General features: G+C 66.5%; 16 protein-coding genes, 1 tRNA gene and 1 pseudogene. 6 read left to right on the top strand and 12 right to left on the bottom strand.

Going from position 1 to position 16,575, the window contains the following annotated elements; all coding sequences use genetic code 11:
• Window positions 1-23 precede the first annotated feature (23 nt).
• From accD to QE379_RS11380, 11 genes are all read right to left on the bottom strand, one after another.
• The gene (accD, locus tag QE379_RS11430; RefSeq protein ID WP_307000603.1) at window positions 24-878 is read right to left on the bottom strand and encodes an acetyl-CoA carboxylase, carboxyltransferase subunit beta; all 855 of its coding nucleotides are present in this window, start codon (window positions 876-878) and stop codon (window positions 24-26) included.
• Window positions 875-1,687 carry a tryptophan synthase subunit alpha gene (trpA, locus tag QE379_RS11425; protein ID WP_307000601.1) on the bottom strand — a complete coding sequence of 271 codons (813 nt, stop codon included), beginning with the start codon at window positions 1,685-1,687 and terminating at the stop codon, window positions 875-877. Before trpA ends, accD begins: the two co-directional genes overlap by 4 nt.
• Window positions 1,684-2,916: a tryptophan synthase subunit beta gene (gene trpB, locus QE379_RS11420; RefSeq protein ID WP_307000599.1), complete on the bottom strand. Its 1,233-nt coding sequence runs from the start codon at window positions 2,914-2,916 to the stop codon at window positions 1,684-1,686. The genes trpA and trpB overlap by 4 nt, the downstream gene beginning before the upstream one ends.
• A gap of 47 nt (window positions 2,917-2,963) precedes the next feature.
• Complete coding sequence (locus QE379_RS11415) at window positions 2,964-3,605, bottom strand: phosphoribosylanthranilate isomerase (protein WP_307000597.1); 642 nt, start codon at window positions 3,603-3,605, stop codon at window positions 2,964-2,966.
• 36 nt (window positions 3,606-3,641) lie between these two features.
• Window positions 3,642-4,316, bottom strand: a complete 675-nt coding sequence (gene pyrF / locus QE379_RS11410; protein WP_307000595.1) for an orotidine-5'-phosphate decarboxylase — start codon at window positions 4,314-4,316, stop codon at window positions 3,642-3,644.
• Between the two features lie 6 nt (window positions 4,317-4,322).
• Window positions 4,323-4,640 (bottom strand): hypothetical protein, encoded by a 318-nt coding sequence (locus QE379_RS11405; protein ID WP_307000592.1) that lies wholly within the window; start codon window positions 4,638-4,640, stop codon window positions 4,323-4,325.
• 96 nt (window positions 4,641-4,736) lie between these two features.
• Entirely contained in the window at window positions 4,737-7,019 is a 2,283-nt protein-coding gene (locus tag QE379_RS11400) for a patatin-like protein (protein ID WP_307003192.1), read from the bottom strand.
• Window positions 7,019-7,714 (bottom strand): endonuclease/exonuclease/phosphatase family protein, encoded by a 696-nt coding sequence (locus QE379_RS11395; RefSeq protein ID WP_307003189.1) that lies wholly within the window; start codon window positions 7,712-7,714, stop codon window positions 7,019-7,021. Before QE379_RS11395 ends, QE379_RS11400 begins: the two co-directional genes overlap by 1 nt.
• Before the next feature lie 64 nt (window positions 7,715-7,778).
• Window positions 7,779-7,853 (bottom strand) — tRNA-Thr (locus QE379_RS11390).
• A gap of 17 nt (window positions 7,854-7,870) precedes the next feature.
• Window positions 7,871-8,725 (bottom strand): hypothetical protein, encoded by an 855-nt coding sequence (locus tag QE379_RS11385; protein WP_307003188.1) that lies wholly within the window; start codon window positions 8,723-8,725, stop codon window positions 7,871-7,873.
• A complete protein-coding gene (locus QE379_RS11380) occupies window positions 8,715-10,061 on the bottom strand; it encodes a replication-associated recombination protein A (RefSeq protein ID WP_307000590.1) in 1,347 nt (448 codons plus the stop codon). The genes QE379_RS11385 and QE379_RS11380 overlap by 11 nt, the downstream gene beginning before the upstream one ends.
• Window positions 10,062-10,185: 124 nt before the next feature.
• On the opposite strand from QE379_RS11380, the gene QE379_RS11375 reads away from it, so the two are divergent.
• Together QE379_RS11375 and QE379_RS11370 are read left to right on the top strand one after the other, a co-directional pair.
• Window positions 10,186-10,797: a PadR family transcriptional regulator gene (locus tag QE379_RS11375; protein ID WP_307000588.1), complete on the top strand. Its 612-nt coding sequence runs from the start codon at window positions 10,186-10,188 to the stop codon at window positions 10,795-10,797.
• Entirely contained in the window at window positions 10,794-11,084 is a 291-nt protein-coding gene (locus QE379_RS11370) for a DUF2218 domain-containing protein (RefSeq protein WP_307000586.1), read from the top strand. The genes QE379_RS11375 and QE379_RS11370 overlap by 4 nt, the downstream gene beginning before the upstream one ends.
• A 1-nt stretch (window position 11,085) precedes the next feature.
• Here the strand turns inward: QE379_RS11370 and QE379_RS11365 are convergent, their stop codons facing one another.
• Window positions 11,086-12,231 carry a glycosyltransferase family 1 protein gene (locus QE379_RS11365; RefSeq protein WP_307000584.1) on the bottom strand — a complete coding sequence of 382 codons (1,146 nt, stop codon included), beginning with the start codon at window positions 12,229-12,231 and terminating at the stop codon, window positions 11,086-11,088.
• A 114-nt stretch (window positions 12,232-12,345) separates the two neighbouring features.
• Between QE379_RS11365 and radA the strand changes: the two are divergent.
• The 4 genes and pseudogenes from radA to QE379_RS11345 all read left to right on the top strand — a co-directional run bounded on the left by radA (window position 12,346) and on the right by QE379_RS11345 (window position 16,574).
• Window positions 12,346-13,720: pseudogene (gene radA / locus QE379_RS11360) on the top strand (DNA repair protein RadA).
• A gap of 93 nt (window positions 13,721-13,813) precedes the next feature.
• Window positions 13,814-14,380, top strand: coding sequence for a CvpA family protein (locus QE379_RS11355; RefSeq protein WP_307000582.1), 567 nt, complete (start codon window positions 13,814-13,816; stop codon window positions 14,378-14,380).
• Window positions 14,377-14,826 (top strand): iron-sulfur cluster assembly scaffold protein, encoded by a 450-nt coding sequence (locus QE379_RS11350; protein ID WP_307000580.1) that lies wholly within the window; start codon window positions 14,377-14,379, stop codon window positions 14,824-14,826. Before QE379_RS11355 ends, QE379_RS11350 begins: the two co-directional genes overlap by 4 nt.
• Window positions 14,826-16,574: a cation:proton antiporter gene (locus tag QE379_RS11345; protein WP_307000578.1), complete on the top strand. Its 1,749-nt coding sequence runs from the start codon at window positions 14,826-14,828 to the stop codon at window positions 16,572-16,574. Before QE379_RS11350 ends, QE379_RS11345 begins: the two co-directional genes overlap by 1 nt.
• The last annotated feature ends 1 nt before the right edge of the window (window position 16,575 follow it).

The raw sequence follows: 16,575 nt of genomic DNA, 5'->3' as shown, positions 1-16,575 counted from the left end.
TATATGCGGTGAAAAGCGACGGATCAGGCCGCCTGACGCGACGCCGTCAGATAGCCGATGACCGTCGCCAGACGCTCGCGCAGATCGCGGCGATGGACGACCATGTCGAGCATCCCGTGGTCGAGATAATATTCCGAGGTCTGGAAATCGTCGGGCAGCTTTTCGCGGATCGTGTTCTCGATCACCCGGCGACCGGTAAAGGCCAAAGTCGCCTTGGGCTCGGCGATCTGCACGTCGCCCAGCATCGCATAGGCCGCCATCACGCCGCCTGAGGTCGGGTCGGTCAGCACGACGATATAGGGCAGGCCCGCATCGTGCAGCATCTGGATCGCGACCGTGGTGCGCGGCATCTGCATCAGGCTGAGAATGCCTTCCTGCATACGCGCGCCGCCCGAGGCAGTGAAGATGACATAGGGGCATTGGTCCGCGATCGCCGCTTCGACGCCGCGCACGAATGCCTCGCCGACCGCCAGGCCCATCGATCCGCCCATGAACGCGAAGTCCTGAACCCCGACCACGACCTTGTGGCCCAGGATCGTGCCGCGCGCATTGATCAGCGCGTCCGTCTCGGCGGCGCTGACACGCGCGGCCTTCAGGCGATCGGCATAGCGCTTCGAGTCGCGGAACTTGAGCGGGTCCTCCGGCACCTTGGCGGCGGGCAGTTCGCTGCAACTGCCTTCGTCCAGCAGATGGCGGAAACGCACCTTGGGTCCGATGCGATCATGATGGTCGCACTTCGGGCAGACGTTCAGATTGTCTTCCAGCTCCTTGGTGAAGACCATCTGCCCGCATCCCTTGCACTTGTGCCAGAGATTGTCGGGCGTCTCCTTCTTGACGACGAAGGGGATGACGTTGCGGACGCTGTTGAGCCAGCTCATGCGAGTTCCTTGCGCGCGTCGGCCAGCGCCGACGACAGAGTTTCAATATAGGCGCGGACCGGGGCGTGCGCAGCGGCGCCATGCTCGCCGACCAGATCGACGATCGCCGAGCCGACCACGACGCCATCCGCCACGCGACCGATCGCCGCCGCCTGTTCCGGGGTCCGAACGCCGAAGCCGACCGCCACGGGCAGATGCGTCGCCGCCTTCAACCGGGTCACGGCTTCCTCGATTGAGGATTGCGCGGCCTGTTGTTGCCCCGTGATACCGGCGACCGAGACATAATAGAGGAAGCCGTCCGCGCCCGTCAAAATCGTCGGCAGGCGCGCGGCATCGCTGGTCGGGGTGGCGAGGCGGATCGAGGCGACGCCCTCGGCGCGAAGAGCGACGCCCAGCGCATCGTCTTCCTCCGCGGGAACGTCGACGCATATCACACCGTCCACACCCGCTTCGGCGGCGGCCCTGGCAAACCATTCGGGGCCGCGCACCGTCATCGGATTGGCATAGCCCATCAGGACCAGTGGTACCTCCGGGTGGCGCGCCCGGAAGGCGGAGGCGATCGACAGCACATCGGCGGTGCGGGTGCCCGCGCCCAGGCTGCGGATATTCGCCTTCTGGATGGCGGGGCCATCGGCCATCGGATCGGTGAAGGGCATGCCCAGTTCGATCACATCGGCGCCGCCCTCGACCAGCGCGTCTAGGATCGCGGCGGTATCGCCCGGCGTCGGGTCGCCCGCCGTGACGAAGGTCACCAGCGCGGCACGGCCCGCTTGAGCGCAACGGGCGAAACGGTCGGCGATCCGGCTCACATCTTCACTCCCATGGCGTCGGCGACGGTGAAGATGTCCTTGTCACCCCGACCGGATATGTTGACGAGGGCGATCTGGTCGCGGTCCATCGTCGGCGCACGCTTGATCAGGCCCGCCAGCGCATGGCTGCTTTCGAGCGCAGGGATGATCCCCTCGATCTTGCAGCAGAGCTGGAATGCCTCCAACGCCTCGCTGTCGGTGATCCCCTCATAGATCACGCGTCCGGTGTCGTTCAGCCAGCTATGCTCGGGCCCGATACCCGGATAGTCGAGCCCCGCCGAGATCGAGTGCGCCTCGGTGATCTGACCGTCCTCGTCCTGCAACAGATAGGTCTTGTTGCCGTGCAGGATACCGGGCTTGCCGCCGGTCAGGCTGGCAGCGTGCTGGGTGGTGGCAAGGCCATGGCCCGCCGCCTCGATCCCCAGCATCGCAACGTCAGGATCGTCGAGGAAGGGATGGAACAGCCCGATCGCGTTCGATCCGCCGCCGACCGCCGCGACCAGCAGATCGGGCAGGCGACCCTCCGCCTCTAGGATCTGCGCCCGCGACTCGGTGCCGATCACCGACTGGAAGTCGCGGACCATCTCCGGATAGGGATGCGGGCCCGCCGCCGTGCCGATGATGTAGAAGGTGTCGTGGACGTTGGCGACCCAGTCGCGCAACGCCTCGTTCATCGCATCCTTCAGCGTCTGCGCGCCCGAAGTCACCGGGCGAACCTCCGCACCGAGCAGTTTCATGCGGAAGACATTGGGCGCCTGCCGTTCGATATCGCGCGCACCCATGAAGATGGTGCAGGGCAGGCCGAAGCGCGCCGCCACGGTCGCGGTCGCGACGCCATGCTGGCCCGCGCCCGTCTCCGCGATGATCCGCGTCTTGCCCATCCGCCTGGCGAGCAGGATCTGGCCGATGCAGTTGTTGATCTTGTGCGCGCCGGTGTGGTTCAGTTCCTCGCGCTTGAAATAGACCTTGGGGCCCTTGCCCTCGGGCGCGGTCTCGCGGAACATCTCGGTCAGGCGCTCGGCATAGTACATCGGGCTGGGACGGCCGACATAATGGGTCATCAGCCCGTCGAACTCGGCCTTGAAGGCCGGGTCCACCTGCGCCGCGCGATATTCGTGCTCCAGGTCGAGGATCAGCGGCATCAGCGTCTCGGCGACATAGCGGCCGCCGAATTCACCGAAATGGCCGCGCTCGTCGGGCTGGGCGCGGAAGGAGTTGGGGGCGTTCATCTCGTATTCCTTGGGCGTAGGCGGGGCGTGCCCTGCAAACGATCCTGTCACTGATTTGTCGCAACGGCTTTAAGGAACGCGGCGATCTTGTCCATATCCTTGACGCCCGGCGCGCTCTCGACGCCCGAGGAGACATCGACCAGCGGCGTGCCGGTCCGGCGTATGGCTTCGGCGACGTTGCCCGCATCCAGCCCGCCCGACAAAGCCCAGCGTAGGGGATGGCGAACCCCGTCGAGCAGGCTCCAGTCGAAACGCAGCCCCATGCCGCCCGGCAGCGAGGCGTCGTCCGGGGTCTTGGCGTCGTAGAGGATCAGCGTGGCGGCACCGGCATAGTCGCGGGCCTTGTCGACATCGGCGCGCTGCTTGATCGCGACGGCGGCCCATACCTCCCGGTCGAACTTCGCGCGGATCGCGGCGACGCGGGCGGGCGCGGTGCGGTGAAGCTGGATCGCGTCCAGCATCCCCGCACGGACGGCGGCTTCGAGCAGTTGGTCGTCGGGATCGACGAAGACCCCGACGCGCTGGACATGATCGGGCACGCGCCCCGCCAGCCCAGCGGCGACGTCGAAGGTCAGATGCCGGGGCGAGGCGGGAAAGAAGACGAAGCCGACATGGCTGGCCCCGCCGCCCAATGCCGCATCGAGGGTCGCGATCGTCGTCAGTCCGCAAATCTTGGCAGTGGTCGGCATGATCGCTTTCCCGAGTGGGAGGAGTCGAGAAACGTCTTACAGCGTGGAGGCGATCGCCCGTGCGGCGGCATCGGGGTCTTCGGCCTGGGTGATCGGGCGACCGATGACGAGGATCGACGCGCCCGCATCGATCGCGGCGCGCGGCGTGACGACGCGCTTCTGATCGCCGATCAGGCCGTTCGCGGGGCGGACGCCGGGGACGACAAAAAAGCCCTTGGGCCACGCCTTGCGAATCGCCGCGACCTCTTCGCCCGAACAGACGATCCCGTCGACACCCGCTTCCGCCGCCAGATCGGCGAGGCGGCGGACATGATCGGCGGGGGCGCCCGTGACGCCGGTGTCGGACAGGTCGCTGGCATCCAGGCTGGTCAGCATGGTGACCGCGACCACCTTGGTTCCCGTCGGTGCCGCCGCCTTGGCATCCTCTAGCATCGCGCGACCGCCCGCCGCATGGACGGTCAGGATCGCAGGCGCGAGGGGGCCGAGCGACTGCACCGCCTTCGCCACGGTGTTGGGAATGTCATGCAGCTTCAGGTCGAGGAAGATAGGCAAGCCGATATGCGCCATCTCCCGCACGCCCGTCGCGCCGTGCGCACAGAAAAATTCGAGCCCCAGCTTAAGACCGCCGACATGATGGCGGACCTTCTGCGCCAGTGCCTGGGCACGGGCCAGATCGGGCGTATCGATCGCGACATAGATGCGATTGCTCATGGAAGGTCAGACCGTCGGCTGGATGGGGAGGGGGGCAGGTTCGGTCGGGACGACATAGGGGCCGGTTTCGGTCGTCGCGGTCGCGGCGGCGAGCGCCCGCTCGCTCGCGTTCAACCGCTGTCGCAACCGCCAGCGGGCCGCATGTTGCCAGATCAGCGTCGGCACCAGCCCCAGCAGAAAGGTCAGGAACAGCAGCAGCGGCAGGTTCACGTCCGCCACCAGTCCGCCGACCAGCCGGATCGGCACGGTCGTCCAGTTCCCCAGCGTGAAGGCCGCGGCCAGAAACGCCAGCAGACACCAGAACAGCATTTTCAGGAACTGCATGCGCTTCTCCGCCTAACCCCTGTCGAGCCGACCCATGATCGGTCGATCATCGCCTGGCGTCGGGGTCTAGCCGCGTTGTCCCGGCATGACCAGCCTTCAGCCGATCTCACGGCGAAGCGAGGCGATCAGGGGGCCGATCGCGGTCAGGCGATCCTCCTCCTCGTCCAGGATCGCCAGGAAGGCACGCCGCTTGAACGCGGCCACCGCACCGGGCTTCAGCTTGATGGTCGGGGGCAGGGTGGAGACGGCGATGTCGATCATCCGCTCGGCACCGTGCAGCCGCCCCCAGAGATAGTCGTTCTCGCGATAGCTGCGGCTGAAGAAGGCGCCGAAGGTCAGGAACTGGATACCCTTCAACGTCGCCTCCGCCCCGCCGGAACGGATGGCGGTCGCATCGTCCGGTGCGATCCGATCGACCTTGATCGGATCGAATTCGTCCAGCCCTTCGCCCTGAAGAAGCGGCAGGGTCGCGACGTCGAAATAGGGAAAGCCCAGATAGGTCAGGAGCAGCGTCCGTCGCGCCGCACGGGGGAGCCCGGCCAGCGCGCCTGCAAGCCGCGTATCCGTCTCTCCGTCGAGCCGGATCAGGTCGAGCCGTTTCTCCAGACGATCCAGTACGACATCGCCCTGATCGCGCGCGGAACGCACCGCCTGGGCCAGGTCGTGGTCAGCGCCTCCGCCCTGCCGCTCCAGATATTCCGCGAGCGATTCGTAGAGGGCATCGCGGATCGGGGCGAGTTCGGCTTCGCTATGTTCGCCCTCCAACTCGGTAAGGCGGCGGGCGAGCAGCCGCAGCCGGCGGATGCGGAAACCCAGGTCGAAGCCGCGCAGAAAGGCCTTCGCGCCGTTGCTCGGCCCGCCGGTAAAGCTGATCGCTTCGCCATCGGCGCTGCGGGCGGCAAGCGTCCGTTCGACCATCGCGCGAAGCCGCGCGCGTCGTTGCGCTCCGTCCTCACCAATCGCCTCGGACAGCATCGTCGCGATCGAGTCGATGACGCCCGCGACCTTCAGGTGCCCATAGGCGGCATAGCCGAACCCGGCCTTGGCGGCGGCGGCGGCCTGGGCGCGGACCCGCCACGACGCCAACCGGGCGGCGGTGGGGCGGTCGAGGAAGAAGGTGCGACCGAAAAGCTGCTCGATCTCCTGCTCCACGTCCTCGCGGATCGCAGCGAGGATCGCCTGCATCCGGTCGATCCGGCCGGAGCGCGCGGCAATCGCTTCCAGATTGTCGCGGATCGGCTGTTGCCGGGGCAATTCGCTGATCGCGCCGATGATCGTCTGGAAAAATCCGGGATGCTCGCCCCCGCCGGGAAGGCGGAAATGCATGCCGGGGAAGGGGTCGATATAAACGAAGCGCCGGTCGACCTGTCGCCGGGCCGGACGGCGACCCAGCGCGTCGATGGCGGGGCGAAAGGGGGCGTTGACCAGCACCGATCCGTCGATCAGCACCGCCTTGTCCGCTGCGCCCGCCGCATGATGACGCGGAAGGACGCGGCGAAGAAATTCATCCCGCTCCGGCCAGGACTGGTCGCGCGCCGCCAGCACGCGGTCGAGTTCGGCGACCGTGAAGGGCGGGAAGGCGCCCGGAAAGCTGGAGGTCGCGCGTGCGGCGAAGACCAGTTCGGGAACCGCCGCCAGCTTGCCCTCGCCACGGTCGGTGAAGTCCACGACCATGCGGTGCTCGGTCTCCACCACCTCGCCCGGCGAATGGAGCCGAAGCCGCTGCGGCTGGCCGGTGAAATCGGTGACGGTGACGAACAGGTCGAGCGGCTGACCGGGCGGCAACAGCCTCTTGCCCACCGGGGCCGCCGCCATCCGGTCGAACGCCTCCAGCAGACGCGCGGTGAAATCATCGGCGGCGAAGGGCGGCTCGAACCAGCGCGAACGGACGAGGTGGCCCAGCTTGCGCCGCACTTCCTCGCGGGTCTCCTCGTCCAACCCTTCGACCTTCTCGCCGCTGCGTCCGGCCGCCATCCACGCGATCGGGAGTGCCCACATCTTGGAAAAGCGCGAGGTCGGGGCGGCGTCGGGAGCGATCAGCGATTCGATATCCGCCGCTTCCAGCCACAGGTCGGTCAGCGGATCGAGCGACTGGCCGGTGGACAGGGCCTGTCCCAGGAAGATGCCGTTGATCCCACCCGCACTCGCACCCGCGATGATGTCGGCCAGGATGCGGACCCGCACGCCGCCCCGCTCCGCCATTTCGTCGAGCAGATCGTGATAGACCGCCTCGACCGCCGAGGCGGGCGGATCGCCCTCATGTGAGGCGCGGCTGGCGCGGACGACGTGCCAGATTTCCTTAATGATGCCGTGCATATAGACGGCCAGGCTGATCCCGCCATAGCAGACCAGCGCCAGCCGCAGTTCCTTTTCGCGCATCAGCGCGATCCGATCCTGGCCCAGATCGGCAGATGGTCCGACGCCTTTCGCGAGGTCGGGCTGGCGTGAACGCCGCAATCGGCGATGCGGAGGTCGGACGACACCATGATCCGATCGAGTCGTCCGATCGGGCGCCGCGCGTGAAAGCTCGGCCCGGTATCCGCCATGGTGAAGTCGCGGCAGAAATCGCGAAGGCACCCGGCCCCGCGCGTCCATTCGTTGAGGTCGCCCATCATCACGGTCGGATGGCGATGCAGGCAACTCGACAGGTGGGACAGGATCGCCGCCGCCTGCCGCCGCCGCCACAGCCCGGACAGGTCGAGATGCATGCCCACGACACGGATCACCCCGCCCGATGTCCGCAAATCGGCCATCACGGCGCCGCGAGGTTCCAGAGAGGGAAGGTGGATCGCCTCGTAGTCCAGGACCTGTGTCGACTTGCGGACCAGTATCGTATTGCCGTGCCAGCCCAGCGAGCGAGCCTTCATGCCATAGACGATGGGCTTCCAGTCGCTGTGCTCGTCGAGCAGGTGCAGGGGAAGGACGCCTTCGCGGTCGCCGAAGCGCCGGTCCGCCTCCTGCAAGGCGATGACGTCGGCATCGACCTCGCGCAAGACATCCATGATGCGGTCGGGATTGCGCCTGCGATCGGCGCCGATCCCCTTGCGGATATTATAGCTGGCGACCTTGATCATTCCGCCACTGTAACGCAGCGCCGGGCTTTTGGTGCCCATGGCGAAACGGCGAGACGATAGGAAATGGTGCCGGATGAGGGGATCGAACCCCCGACCTTCGGTTTACAAAACCGCTGCACTACCGCTGTGCTAATCCGGCGTCGTCGGCTCCATGCTTCAAGAAACGCCGAAGGTCCAGCCCTCCGTTCGCGCGATCAGGGGAGAAAGGCCCGCCGGATGCCAGAGATCATCGCGTCCCGCCATCTTGCGCAGCCAGGCCGAAGTCAGGATCGCATCGGTGCTGTGATCGTCATAGCGTTGCAGCGTCCCATGCGGTTCGCTGCCCAGATGGGTCAGCGCGTCGTCCAGAGCTTCGGCGCTGCGCATCTTGCTTCGCCCGCGCGGGCGCCCGGCGTCTCTGGCGGCGATGGATGTATAGATTTCGACCACCAATGCGCCCGCCGGCGGCACGGGATCGAACGGCCAGACCGGTACCCGACCGTCGAGCCGGCGAAGCAAGCGCATCCCGGCGAAGCTCGCCTTGGCGACCTGCGACGCGCCGATCGCGTCATAGACTGTCGAGGGCTTCCGCCCGCCATCTGCCGCCACCTCGCAGGCGCGCCAATGGAGGAAGTCGGCCTTTTTTCCGTCTGCGACACCGAAATAGAAATGCCGCCCGCGCCGCGCCTCCAAAAAGCTCCGCGCGCCGAGATCGGGATCGTCACAGCTCTCGTCGACATAGGCCCAGAGTGCGCGCGCATCGGCGGTCGGGGTCTCGCCGGGCAGATGCGCGCCACGGGCGACGAAAGGCGCCGAAAAGCTGAAGTCGAAGCCGATCAGCAACGGCTCGGCGGCGCGTTCCAGCACCCAGTCGGCGACGCCCTCCCTCGACCAGGGACGGCCCGGCGGCGCGACGATTTCCGGCGCCGTCTGTCCGACCTCGCACATCGCCAGGCGGATGCCGTTATGCGAGGAGCCATGAGCGCCCGACCAGTCGATCGCGACAAAGCCGGTGAAACGGTCAGCCGCGATCACCAACCTCCCCGTCCTGATCGCGCAGGGCCCGCCGTCGCTCGTCCCACCATGCCATCCGCTCGGCGATGCGCTTCTCCAGGCCACGCCCCGAAGGCGCGTAGAAGTCCTGCGGCGGCAATTCGTCGGGCCAGTAATTTGCGCCCGAAAAGCCGCCCTCTGCGTCATGGTCATATTGATAGTTCGCGCCATAGCCGATCTGCTTCATCAGCTTCGTCGGCGCGTTCAGGATGTTGGCGGGCGGCATCAGCGACCCGGTCTCCTTGGCGATCCGCCACGCCTGCTTCTGCGCCTTATACGCCGCGTTCGATTTGGGCGCGGTGGCCAAGTAGAGGCAGGCCTGGACGATCGCCAATTCCCCCTCCGGAGAGCCCAGAAACTCATAGGCATCCTTGGCGGCCAGACACTGGTTGAGCGCCTGCGGATCGGCCAGCCCGATATCCTCGATCGCGGTCCGGGTCAGGCGACGCAGCAGGTAGAGCGGCTCCTCGCCCGCCGTCAGCATCCGGGCGAGATAATAGAGCGCGGCCTGGGGGTCCGATCCCCGGATCGATTTGTGGAGCGCCGAGATGAGGTTGTAATGCCCCTCGCGATCCTTGTCATAGACCGCGACCCGCCTTTGCAGGAAGGCCGACAGCCCAGCGGCGTCGAGCGGTTCGGGCAGGTCGACGGCGAACAACGTCTCGGCCTGGTTGAGCAGGAACCGACCGTCGCCGTCCGCACTGGCGATCAGCGCCTCTCGCGCCGCCGATTGCAGAGGCAGGGGGCGCTCCATCTCCGCCTCCGCACGCGTGAGCAACTGTTCGAGCGCGGTCTGGCCCAGCCGATGGAGGATCAGCACCTGTGCCCGGCTGAGCAATGCCGCGTTGAGCTCGAAAGACGGGTTCTCGGTCGTCGCGCCGACCAGCGTGACCGTGCCATCCTCCACAAAGGGCAGAAACCCGTCCTGCTGGGCCCGATTGAAGCGGTGGATCTCGTCCACGAACAACAGCGTCCGCTGGCCCATGCGGGAATGTTCGCGCGCCTCCGCGAAAACCTTCTTCAGGTCCGCCACGCCCGAGAACACCGCGGAGATCGACGCGAATCGCAAGCCGACCGCCGCCGCCAGCAGGCGCGCGATCGTCGTCTTGCCCGTACCCGGCGGCCCCCACAGGATCATCGACGACAGTCGCTGCGCCGCGACCATCCGCCCGATCGCGCCCTCCGGCCCGGTCAGGTGATCCTGTCCCACGACCTCGCTCAGTTGGGCAGGGCGCAGACGATCGGCCAGCGGCGCATCCACAGGGACGGTTGAGGGAAGGGGGGCGGGCTCCATGCCCGCGAACAGATCGGCCATGAGCATCATGTAAGGGGTGCGGAGCGCGACGTCACCCTGACGTCTGAAGATATATCGCAAAGCATCTTGACGTGGCGACCCTGAGATATATCTTGAGTGCATCAATTCATATCGAGGACTCTTCATGTTTCGTTTTTCACACGGCGGCGGTCATCGTCGCCATCACGCCGCACGGCATGGCTTCGCACCGGAGATGGACGTCGAGCGCTTCTTCCACTGGGGCGAGCGGCTTAACGACGGAGAGCATCGTCGCCGGGGCCCTGGCGGGCGCAGCCGGCGAATGTTCGACGGCGGCGAGTTGCGCCTCATCCTGCTGAAGCTGATCGCCGACGAACCGCGCCATGGTTACGACCTGATCCGCGAGATCGAGGCAATGACCGGCGGCGCCTATGCGCCCAGCCCCGGCGTCATCTATCCGACCATCACCCTGCTCGACGAGATGGGCTTTATCGAGGAACAGCGCTCGGAAGGGGCCAAGAAACGTTTCGCGGCCACCGACTCCGGTCGTACGCACCTCTCGGAGAATGCCGAGCAGGTCGAGGCATTGCTGGCGCGTCTCCAGGCGCTGGGCGAGCACCGGCAGCGCGTCGATGCCGCGCCGATCCGGCGGGCCATGGGCGGGCTGAAAATGGCGCTGGGCGAACGCTTCGGCGCGGGCGATGCGTCCCAGGCGATGATCCATGACGTCGCTGCCATGATCGACGAACTCGCCCAAAAGGTGGAGCGCCTGAAATGAGCCGGTCCGTCGCACGCGTGCCGACCCTATCGGCCAGCCGCTACCTCCAGCAGCTTGCCAAGCACTGGTCGCACAAGATGGAAGTCCACTTCACGCCGGAGGAAGGCACGATCCTGTTCCCCAATGGATCGAAGCTGGACATGCGAGCGGATAGCGAGACGCTGGATATCGTCCTGACGGTGCCGGACGGCGAAGACGCCGCCCGGATGCGGGAGGTCGTGTCCAGCCACCTCGACCGCTTCGCCTTTCGCGAGGCGCCGCTGACCTTCGATTGGCGCGAGGGGTGACTCAGCCTCGCTCGGCGAACAGCGCGCGATAGGCTTCGAGGACGGCGTCGTTGACCTTGTCCCATCGGTAATCGGCGACGCGGGCGTGCCCCGCCTCGCTGAACCGGCGGCGCAGGGCGGCGTCGGTCGCGATCCGCTCCAGCGCGTCGGCATAGCCCGGGATATCGCGCGCGCCGACCAGATAGCCGGTCTCCCCATCCGCGACGAGATCCATCGCGCCGGTCGCATTGGCGGCCACCACGGGTACGCCCGCCGCCATCGCCTCCGTCGTGACGTTGCCGAACGTCTCGGTGACGCTGGGGTTGAAGAAGATGTCCATCGACGCGACGGCACGGCCCAGATCGTCCCCGGTCTGATAGCCCGCGAAGATCGCATCGGGTGTCGCCTTGGCGAACCACTCCTGTGCGGGCCCCTTGCCGACGACCAGCACCTTGTGCGGCACGCCACGACGGCGAAGCTCCGCCAGCGCCTCGGCAAAGACGTCGAGGCCCTTTTCCTTGACCAATCGCCCCAGGAAACCGATCGCCACCTCGTGGTCCGCGATACCCAATGACCGCCGCCATTCCAGGCTCCGGCGCGAGGGTTGGAACCGGTCATGATCGATCCCGCGCGACCAGATGCCCATCGGCGGCGTCACGCCCCAGCCACGCAACAGCGCGATCATGCTGGGGCTGGGCGCGACGATCCGGTCGAACCGGTTGTAGAAACGGGTGAGCAACCGGATGATCGCCGGCTCCAGAAAGCCCAGGCCGTAATAGGCCGGATAGGTCTCGAACCGCGTATGGACCGACGCGATCGACGCCACGCCCTTTTCCCGCGCCCATCGAACCGCCGCATGGCCCAGAAATTCGGGTGCGGAAACATGGACGATATTGGGGGCGAACGCCTCCAGATCGGCGCGCACCTTGGCAGGCAGGCCGCGCGCCAGCTTGTAATCGGCGCGAAACGGCATCGGAAAGGCGGGCACGTCGACCAGATCGCCGACCGGCGGAAAGGCGGGCGTCGCAGAGGTCGGCGAATAGACACGGACCGCCACACCGCGATCGAGCAGATGCCCGACCAGCCGGTTCAGCGTCTGGTTCGCGCCGTCGCGGGTATAATTATAGTTGCCGCTGAACAACGCGACGCGAAACGGGTCTGGGGTCATGGAGGCCGCCCCATAGCGATATAGACCATCAAAAACTATAGACCATCAAAAACTATCCCGAGCCGGATCGCGAACGATGTTCCATTTTCGTTCCGGGCCGATTAGATGGAAAGCATGGCCAAGGTTCAAAAGCGCTATGTCTGCCAAGCCTGCGGATCGGTATCGTCCCGTTGGCAGGGGCAATGCCCCGATTGTTCCGAATGGAACACGATGCTGGAAGAGGCCCCGGTTCAGGTCACGCCTTTCGCGGCCAAGCATAATCTTCAGGGCGGGGGCCGGGCGATCCAGCTTGTCGGGCTCGACGCCGACATTCCACTCCCCGACCGGATGGAGACGGGCATTGGCGAGCTGGACCGTGCGCTGGGTGGCGGATTTGTCGAAGGGTCGGCGACCCTGATCGGCGGCGATCCGGGTATCGGCAAGTCGACATTGCTCCTTCAAGCGGCGGCGAAGCTGGCCATGGCGGGGCGGCCGGTCGCCTATGTCTCGGGCGAGGAGGCGGCCGATCAGGTGCGTCTGCGGGCCCGGCGGCTGGGCCTGGGGCAGGCTCCGGTCCGGCTGGCGGCGGCGACGTCGGTTCGCGATATCCTAACCACCTTGTCGATCGGCACGCCGCCCGCCTTGCTCATCATCGACTCGATCCAGACCATGCATTCCGACCTGATCGAGGGCGCGCCGGGGACGGTGAGCCAGGTCCGGGCATCGGGCCAGGAACTCATCCGCTTCGCCAAGGAACGCGGCACCGCCGTGGTGCTGGTCGGCCATGTGACCAAGGACGGATCGATCGCGGGTCCGCGCGTGCTGGAGCATATGGTCGACACCGTCCTCGCCTTCGAGGGCGAACGCAGCCATCAATATCGTATCCTTCGCGCCATCAAGAACCGCTTCGGCGGGACCGACGAAATCGGCGTCTTCGCGATGCAGACCGAAGGGCTGACCGAGGTCGGCAATCCCTCGTCGCTGTTCCTGACCAGTCGTGAGGAAGGCGTCACCGGGGCGACGGTCTTTCCGGCGCTGGAAGGGACGCGGCCGGTGTTGGTCGAAATCCAGGCGCTGACCGTCCGACTGGCATCGGGTGCGACGCCACGGCGGGCGGTGGTGGGGTGGGACACGGGCCGCCTCGCCATGATCCTGGCGGTGCTGGAGGCGCGGTGCGGGCTGAGCTTTTCCTCGGCGGAAGTCTATCTGAATATCGCGGGCGGATACCGGGTGCAGGACCCCGCCGCCGATCTGGCCGTCGCCGCCGCACTCATTTCGGCGCTGTCGGAGCGGCCGGTGCCAGGCGACGCGATCGTCTTCGGCGAGATCGCCCTTTCTGGGGAAGTCCGCTCGGTCGCCCATGGCCCGTTGCGGTTGAAGGAGGCGGGCAAGCTCGGCTTCGAAAAGGCGATGGTACCGCGCGCGATGGCGGGGGACGAAGGCGGGCTTGCGGATGACGGGTTTCCGGACATTGGCCGAGTTCGTTGACCATATGCTGGGCCGGGGGTAGCGAAGAGCGCCAGGCGCCGCCATGTCTGTTCCTCAGCCCATAGCGGAGATGGCCCGTTTGTAACGCTCGGGATAAGGTACGGGATAGAAAGCATTGACCGCACTCGATATTCTTGTCCTGATTGCAGTGTTCGGCGCGGCCATTCAAGGCTTTCTGCGTGGCTTTGTGACCGAGGTTCTGGCGCTGTTCGCCTGGGTCGCGATCGTCGCGGCGCTCAAATTATTCCATATCCCGCTGGCGCAGGCGCTGACCGGAGTGGTGGGGACGGTGTCGGGATCGGCCGTGCTGGCCTTCGCGTTGATCGTCGGCGTCACCTATCTGGGTGGTCGCATGGTCGCTCGCGCGATCGGCAGCCGGACGCGCACCTCTGTCCTGGGCCCGGTGGACCGCGCGCTGGGGTTCGGCTTCGGCGCGCTCAAGGGATTGATCCTCGCCAGCCTCGTCTTCCTGGTCGTCGCTTTGATGATCGACACCGTCAGCGGCGGCCCGGCAAGGCGACCCGAATGGATGGTGAAGAGCCGCACCTATAAGCTGCTCAATGCCACCAGCGCGGGCATTGCCGACTTCGTCGACCGCCGTCGTCGCGGCCTGCCCGTCTTCGGCGCGCCGACCCCATCCAACGACAGCGGCACGGCCAATGCCAGCGAGACCCCATCATGAACGCCCCTCTCTACAATGCCGAGATCCTGCGGCTGACCACCGCCATTCCGCATGATCGGCGCCTGCCCGACCCGATGGCCAGCGTCGAGCGCCGCTCACCCATTTGCGGGAGCCGGGTCACCGTGGATCTCAATCTGGACGCCGATGGCCGGGTGGCGGAGATCGGCATGCTGGTCAGGGCCTGCGCCTTGGGACAGGCATCGTCGGCGCTGTTGTCCGCGAGTGTCATCGGTCGCAGCGTGACCGAGCTGGCAGCTGCGCGCGATTCCCTGGCCGAATGGCTGGCCGGTACGCGGAGGGAAGTCCCCGACTGGCCTGGCATGAATGTCTTCGCGCCCGCCTTGACCTATAGCGCACGCCATCCCTCCATCCGCCTGGCATTTGAGGCCGCCGCACAGGCCGCCCAGGATGCGGCCCAAGACGCCGTGGCGCAGGGTCCCCGCTGATGCACAGCGAGATTTCGCTGCTGAGGGATGGGGCGATCCTGCTGGGCTTTGGCCTGGCGTTCGTTTTGGTCTTTCGTCGCCTCGGTCTAGGTGCGACGCTAGGTTATCTCGTCGCGGGGGCGGTCGTCGGCCCGCATGTCCTCGGGCTGGTCGGGGACGCGGAGTCCAAGCTGGGCATCGCCGAGATCGGCATCACGCTCCTGCTGTTCATCGTCGGGCTGGAGTTGAACCCGGCCCGCTTGTGGCGGATGAAGCATGAGATTTTCGGTCTGGGCCTGCTTCAGGTAACGGCATGCGGCCTGGCGATCACGGGCATCGTGCTGCTCGCCCATTTCTCGATGGAAGCCGCCCTGGCGCTCGGCCTGCCGCTCGCCCTGTCCTCGACGGCGCAGGTCCTGCCGATGCTGCAATCCTCCGGGCGGTTGCGCACCCCCTTTGGCGAGCGGGCCTTCTCGATCCTGCTGTTTCAGGACCTGTCGATCGTCCCGCTGATCACGATCGTTGCCGCCATGTCGCGGAATCCGGCGGATCATGCCGGTCCTCCGGGATGGATATTGGCGCTGGAGACAGGGGCGGCGATCATCGGCCTGATCGTGGCGGGCCGCTTCCTGCTACGCCCGCTGTTCCGGCTGATCGGCAATATGGGCGAGCGGGAGATGTTCGTCTTCGCCGGACTCTTTACCGTCATCGCCAGCGCCGCGGTCATGGAGTTGCTCGGCCTCTCGACCGCGCTGGGGGCGTTCATCGCCGGGGTGATGCTGGCCGACAGTCCGTATCGGCACGAACTGGAGGCGGATGTCGAGCCGTTCCGATCGATCCTGCTCGGCCTGTTCTTCCTGGCGGTCGGGATGATGCTCAATCTGCCCGCGATCATCGAGCGGCCGATTTTCGTCGCAGTCATGGCCCTGGCGCTGATCGCGACGAAGACCTTCGTTATCTTCGTGATCGGCCTTGCCTTCCGGATGAACTGGCGCTCGGCCTTCGCGCTCGGGCTGCTGATGAGCCAGGGCGGCGAATTCGGCTTCGTCCTGTTCGCGCAGGCGAAGGCGGGCTATCTGATCGCGCCCGAGGCGGCGAGCCTGTTCGGGGCGATCATCACCCTTTCGATGGCGACGACCCCGTTCCTGATGGCGGCCACTCGCCGCATCCGCGAAGAACCAGTCATCATGCGCGGCGAGAAGCGCGAGGGCCCGGTCACCGACGGCGCCAACGCCCTGATCGTCGGCTATGGCCGGTTCGGACAGACGGTGGCCCAGATGCTGATCGCCAGCGACATTCCCGTCACCCTGATCGACCGCGACATCGAGATGATCGACATCGCCGCCGAGTTCGGGGCCAAGGTCTATTATGGCGACGGCACCCGGTTGGACCTGCTGCGACAGGCCGGGGCGGCGGAGGCCGAGTTGATCCTCTTCTGCCTCGACGAGGATCAGATCACGCTGGAGCTTCTGGAAAGCGTCCATGCGGCCTTCCCCAACGCTTCGCTGTTCGTGCGCGCCTATGATCGCCGCGCCGTCCTGCGGCTGAAGGGCGGGCCTGCCTCCTATGTGGTTCGGGAGGTTCTCGAGTCGGCGGTGAAGATGGCGCGCCTGGCGATGGACAGCCTGAAGATCGATCGTGCCGAGATCGATCGGGTCGAAACCATGTACCGGGCGCGCGACAAGGAACGGCTGGCGGCACAGGCCGCGTCGGGGGACCTGCGGGCGGCCAACGACAGGATCATCACGCAGGACGAACGAAAGGTCTGAT

It is taken from the genome of Sphingomonas sp. SORGH_AS_0879 (assembly GCF_030819175.1).
Lineage (GTDB): Bacteria > Pseudomonadota > Alphaproteobacteria > Sphingomonadales > Sphingomonadaceae > Sphingomonas.
This window is presented reverse-complemented; position numbering and strand designations above follow the sequence as displayed.

Excerpts from the sequence above, each read along its gene's own strand:
- pyrF (WP_307000595.1), bottom strand. The coding sequence starts at position 4,316 with ATGAGCAATCGCATCTATGTCGCGATCGATACGCCCGATCTGGCCCGT.
- trpB (WP_307000599.1), bottom strand. The coding sequence starts at position 2,916 with ATGAACGCCCCCAACTCCTTCCGCGCCCAGCCCGACGAGCGCGGCCAT.
- QE379_RS11400 (WP_307003192.1), bottom strand. The coding sequence starts at position 7,019 with ATGCGCGAAAAGGAACTGCGGCTGGCGCTGGTCTGCTATGGCGGGATC.
- QE379_RS11380 (WP_307000590.1), bottom strand. The coding sequence starts at position 10,061 with ATGGCCGATCTGTTCGCGGGCATGGAGCCCGCCCCCCTTCCCTCAACC.
- QE379_RS11365 (WP_307000584.1), bottom strand. The coding sequence starts at position 12,231 with ATGACCCCAGACCCGTTTCGCGTCGCGTTGTTCAGCGGCAACTATAAT.
- QE379_RS11395 (WP_307003189.1), bottom strand. The coding sequence starts at position 7,714 with ATGATCAAGGTCGCCAGCTATAATATCCGCAAGGGGATCGGCGCCGAT.
- QE379_RS11415 (WP_307000597.1), bottom strand. The coding sequence starts at position 3,605 with ATGCCGACCACTGCCAAGATTTGCGGACTGACGACGATCGCGACCCTC.
- QE379_RS11405 (WP_307000592.1), bottom strand. The coding sequence starts at position 4,640 with ATGCAGTTCCTGAAAATGCTGTTCTGGTGTCTGCTGGCGTTTCTGGCC.
- QE379_RS11370 (WP_307000586.1), top strand. The coding sequence starts at position 10,794 with ATGAGCCGGTCCGTCGCACGCGTGCCGACCCTATCGGCCAGCCGCTAC.
- QE379_RS11375 (WP_307000588.1), top strand. The coding sequence starts at position 10,186 with ATGTTTCGTTTTTCACACGGCGGCGGTCATCGTCGCCATCACGCCGCA.
- QE379_RS11350 (WP_307000580.1), top strand. The coding sequence starts at position 14,377 with ATGAACGCCCCTCTCTACAATGCCGAGATCCTGCGGCTGACCACCGCC.
- QE379_RS11345 (WP_307000578.1), top strand. The coding sequence starts at position 14,826 with ATGCACAGCGAGATTTCGCTGCTGAGGGATGGGGCGATCCTGCTGGGC.
- accD (WP_307000603.1), bottom strand. The coding sequence starts at position 878 with ATGAGCTGGCTCAACAGCGTCCGCAACGTCATCCCCTTCGTCGTCAAG.